The sequence below is a fragment of the Coprococcus intestinihominis genome, assembly GCF_040096555.1.
Classification (GTDB): Bacteria; Bacillota; Clostridia; order Lachnospirales; family Lachnospiraceae; genus Coprococcus_A; species Coprococcus_A intestinihominis.
On record NZ_JBBMEK010000253.1, the window covers coordinates 1 to 4,894 of the forward strand.

The window sequence follows — 4,894 nt, forward strand, 5'->3', positions numbered from 1 at the left end:
TAAGTCTTCTTACACATCTGGAAGAAGATATCGAAGAGTTGGAGAATCTGATTAAAGATGGTGACCGGGAACTGTTCGAAGATATTCTTGCCAATACGGTAAGCCGGAAGATCCGTGGAAAGATTAATGCATCCAACACATGGGTACAAAAGATGAATTCCCTGATGAACGGCATGAACACATCCAGTGGTCTGAAGCTTAGCCTCAGATGGAGAAGCAAAACAGCAGAACAGGAAGACCAGCTGGATACAAAAGAACTGGTGGATTTGTTAAAGAAAGATTACCGCCTGATGAGCGAAGAAGAAGCATCCAGGCTTTCGGCACATTTCCGCTCGAAAGTAGCAGAAGCGAGAAGAAATGCAAGAGACAGTGCCGGAATGATATCATTCTATCAGATTATGAAAGATACTCTGGATTATCGTAAATGGTTTGAATTTCAATTGTTCTCACAGAAGAACGGAGAACGACAGAAAGAACTGACAAACAGTGTATTTGGAACTTTCAGCGGCGGAGAAAAGGCGATGTCCATGTATGTGCCGTTATTCTCAGCAGTTGTGGCGAAGTATCAGGGCGGCAGGGAAGACGCGCCAAGACTCATCTCACTGGATGAAGCATTTGCCGGAGTGGATAATAGGAATATCCGTGATATGTTCCGTCTGATGACAGAGTTCGGGTTTGACTTTATTATTAACTCCCAGGTTCTGTGGGGCGACTGTGATACACTGGATGCATTGGCAATCTACCAGTTGATTCGTCCGGGCAATGCGAAATTTGTGACGGTTATGCCATATCTGTGGAACGGACATAAAAAGGAATTGTTAGAGCATGAAGAAGAAGTTGAGCAGAGAGGTATAGAGCTTGGAATGGCATCAGAAAATCACAGGTAAGATAGTTGAAAAATGCAGTTAAGGATATGATGAGAAGGTTGAATGGCGATGAATGAGAGTGAACAGGAAGAACTTGAGAAGATAAAAAAAGAATGCCTGGCATATTTTGGACAAAGTCCGGTCTGGAAAAAAGTCCTGAGAGGCTTTCGAGAAAAATACAGCTCTTATGGAAGGTTTGGCGGAAAAGTGGTTTTGAAGAATCTGAAATCACAGGACATTGAAGAACTGGAGGGCTTCTTTGGCAAGTCTTTTCATGGACAGAAAAGTGTGACAGTGTCTGCAGAGAAATTCCGGCAGGCACTGGAAGTAAGCCGTTACAAAAATATGACACCGGAATGGCTGTTAGAAAACTTTTTCGAAGAACCATTGCTTGGAAAACAGGAACAAAAACTTTTAAGGCAACAGGAAAAAGAAAGAATATGGGAAAATTTCCGAAAGAGTTACGAAGGAATGCCGATAGAGACGGTGGAAGAATCGTTGAAAAATATCGTCAAAGACAGTGAGAATCGGGAAGTTACAGAATGGGAGCGACTGTTGCGGCTTGGAGCAGAAATGTATAATCATTTACCATATCGTCAAAGTGAGAAGCTGTATCTGGCTGTATTTGCAGCGATGCTGACAGGAAATCCACATGCATTTGACAATGGAACTGCCGATGGCAATTTCCTGTATCAGATTATCCAGATGGATATGGAGAGCAGAAGCATTAAGATAGAGGCATCTGAGATTTTTCCGGCTTACAAGCGCCAGAAAAGTTACCTGATGGCAGGCATTATGCTGGATGACATCTCAAATTATGCGATGCTGTATCAGGTACAGGCAGTCAAAAAAGATGGAAGTATTCATCAGGGGATGGCGGGATTTGCAAGGGAACAGCATATTGTACAGGTGCCGCTTGCAGTGATATCAGAGTGGGAGTTGCTTCGTTGTTCACAAGATGAAATCTACATTGTGGAAAATCCTTCTGTTTTTGCAGTATTGTGTGGAAAAGAAAAAGAGAAAAACACAAGAAGAGCGTATATGTGTATGAACGGACAGCCGAGACTGGCCGGACTGATGGTACTGGAGCTTCTGGCAAAGTCTGGAACCAAAGTGTATTATGCGGGAGATCTGGATCCGGAAGGTATACTGATTGCACAGAAGCTATCACGGTATTATAAAGGAGAATTTCATTACTGGCATATGGAAACGGAAGATTATGAGAAGTGTAAGTCAGAGGAAGTTATATCGCCGAAGCGAATGAAGATACTGGAGCGGATTACGGATGATAGATTGAAACCGGTGGTGGAAAGAATTAAAGCGTATGGGACTGCCGGGTATCAGGAAATGTTGATGGAGGAGACAAAATGATGATCAGAGACGCAAAAGAAAAAGATATTCCGAGAATTTTAAAGCTATTAGAACAGGTACTGCAAATTCATGCAGATATAAGACCTGATATTTTTATCCCAGGTACGACAAAATATACCATAGACGAATTGAGAGAGATTTTAAAAAATAAAGAAAAGCCAATATTTGTTGCAGTGGATGAAGCGGATGTTTGTGTGGGGTATGCATTTTGCCAATTACAGGAGCAGCCTGTTTCAAACAATATGGTACCATTTAAGTCGTTCTATATCGATGATCTGTGTGTTGATCAAGAAGCACGGGGCCAGCATATTGGTGAAAGTCTGTTTGAACATGTAAAAAAAGAAGCAAAGCAACGGGGCTGCTATGAAGTGACATTGAATGTATGGACAGGAAATACTTCAGCAGAAAAATTTTATGAGAGAATGGGAATGCGAACGAAAAAAAGACAAATGGAATACACGGATCTGTAAAATGATAGCTTGAAATATTAGATTGTGAAAAGAAGGCAAGGGGAAATGAAATATGACCACAAATCATCTGATTTTAGATTTTTCACATGTATATTGTGACGAGAAGATTCCAAGGAATGATAAAGTGCATTGGCTGGACTGTTCTGATATTACGGAATGTGATTTATATTGTTCCAAACGTGCAGAAGAAGAAATCAGAGCGAGAATTGCGCCCTATGGTATTCATGGAATTCATTTTCTGGATTCTGGAAATTATCACTATGTAACAGGCATCATGACGGCGTTGATTAAACAGAAATTTTCTTTAATTTTACTTGACCATCATACAGATATGCAAAAACCGATGATTGAGCAAATGACAAGCTGTGGTGACTGGGCAGGAAAAGTATTAAAAACAAATCCATGGTTGCAGCAGTTGATATTGATTGGACCGCAGGAAAGCGATATTTTGCAGATATATCGTGAAAAAGAAGGTCTGGTGTCTGGTGCAGAATTGCAGGAAAAGCTGATTACTTTTTCTGAAGAGGAGATTCAAAGTGTAGAAGATGAAAATAAAATTTCGGGGATAAAAAGGAATCTTCCGGTTTATATTTCTATTGACAAAGATATTTTGGATGAAGAATATTCAGAGACAAATTGGAGTCAGGGAAAAATGCCATTACCTGTGCTGGAACGGCTGCTGATTCCATTTTTAACAAGCGGAAATATCCTGGGCATTGATATTTGCGGGGAATGTCAACAGGGAATACCATTGCCGCAGTACCTGGAAGCAGAGAAAATTAATGGAGAAACAAATAAAGAATTGTTTGATTTTCTGATGCATTACTGTAGAAATTTTTGACGACTGTCATCGGCGATATACAGGCATTGCGATTCAGAATTTTCCAGAAGGAGCCACTATTTCCATGCCGCTGAGAGCAGAAGGAGAGGGGAAGGGGATTTCCAGGCGGCGTGTTATCCGGTGTAGTTGAACCGGTCGGATTCAGTTTGATGATTGATGGTGCTGGATGTGGCACTTGGGTAAAGTAAATAAGGGAATTAAGTGAAGCCAACCAGAACAGTGGAATTCGAATAAAACGAATCGATACAATATAAAGCTCTTAGCTGTGGGTCAAAACGCATAGCTAAGGGCTTTTGTCATACCATAAATCGGAAAAATTGTATCGCTGTGGCATTTTGCGTATGTAAAATAAATGTATAATTTCACTTTCTGTTTGACGGCTTTTTGTGTATACTAAAATTAGCGGAAATATCTTCGCGAAGCAGACAAAGGATTCGTATCGGATGGATGAGTGGGTTCGGGTATGCGGCGCTTTAAAAAGAGTTTCTGACGACGTTGCAGGAGGAAAGTTTATGGGAACACGAAAAAAGATTTTGTCATTGCTGCTGATGATTATATTATTGCTTCCGGTTGGAATGGGGATTCATGTGGAAGCGGCAGCTGAAACGAAACAAGTAGACGTTTTGTTTACACACGATACGCATTCCCATCTGAACAGTTTTTCGACAATTGTAGATGGGGAGCAAAAGGAAGTCGGCGGATTTGCAAAAATAAAAACGCTGATCGACGAGAAGAAGAAAGTAAATCCGGATACACTTGTGCTGGATGGCGGCGATTTTTTAATGGGAACGCTGATTCAGACGGTCTATGACACAGAAGCAGCAGAGCTGCGCATGCTTGGTTTTCTCGGGTATGATGTGACAACCTTTGGCAATCACGAATACGATTACCGTTCAAAGGGGCTGGCGAATATGCTGAAGGCAGCTGTAAAATCCGGTGAGACATTGCCTGCACTGGTTGTCTGCAATGTGGATTGGGACAGTATGGAACAGGCTGGACTAAGTGACGGACAGCAGCAGATTCAGTCTGCTTTTGAAACATACGGTGTGAAAGATTACGTTGTGCTTCAAAAGGGAAATGTAAAAATTGCAGTAGTAGGTGTCTTTGGAACAGATGCTTTGAAATGCGCACCGACATGCGAACTGATCTTTAAAGATCCGGTGGAGGCCGTTAAGGAAACTGTAGAGGAAATCAAGAAGAATGAAGATGTCGATATGATTGCCTGCGTGTCTCATGGCGGCACGTGGGAGGATGAGTCGAAGTCGGAGGATGAAATCCTCGCAAAAGCAGTGCCGGATATAGATCTGATCATCAGTGGACATTCGCATACGGAGCTGAAAACAGCC

The 4,894-nt window shown here is 41.7% G+C and carries 5 protein-coding genes and 1 pseudogene; all 6 read left to right on the forward strand.

What is annotated here, in order from left to right; all coding sequences use genetic code 11:
• A partial coding sequence (locus tag WMO25_RS14965) for an SbcC/MukB-like Walker B domain-containing protein (RefSeq protein ID WP_349085980.1) occupies positions 1 to 887 on the forward strand: 887 nt, incomplete at its 5' end.
• Between the two features lie 42 nt (positions 888 to 929).
• Entirely contained in the window at positions 930 to 2,237 is a 1,308-nt protein-coding gene (locus tag WMO25_RS14970; protein ID WP_349085982.1) for a TIGR02679 domain-containing protein, read from the forward strand.
• Positions 2,234 to 2,707, forward strand: a complete 474-nt coding sequence (locus tag WMO25_RS14975; protein ID WP_215633206.1) for a GNAT family N-acetyltransferase — start codon at positions 2,234 to 2,236, stop codon at positions 2,705 to 2,707. The genes WMO25_RS14970 and WMO25_RS14975 overlap by 4 nt, the downstream gene beginning before the upstream one ends.
• A gap of 52 nt (positions 2,708 to 2,759) precedes the next feature.
• The gene (locus WMO25_RS14980) at positions 2,760 to 3,548 is read left to right on the forward strand and encodes an arginase (RefSeq protein ID WP_349085984.1); all 789 of its coding nucleotides are present in this window, start codon (positions 2,760 to 2,762) and stop codon (positions 3,546 to 3,548) included.
• 22 nt (positions 3,549 to 3,570) lie between these two features.
• A pseudogene (locus tag WMO25_RS14985) lies at positions 3,571 to 3,712 on the forward strand (ZIP family metal transporter); the annotation flags it as partial.
• Between the two features lie 348 nt (positions 3,713 to 4,060).
• A partial coding sequence (locus tag WMO25_RS14990) for a metallophosphoesterase (RefSeq protein WP_349085986.1) occupies positions 4,061 to 4,894 on the forward strand: 834 nt, incomplete at its 3' end.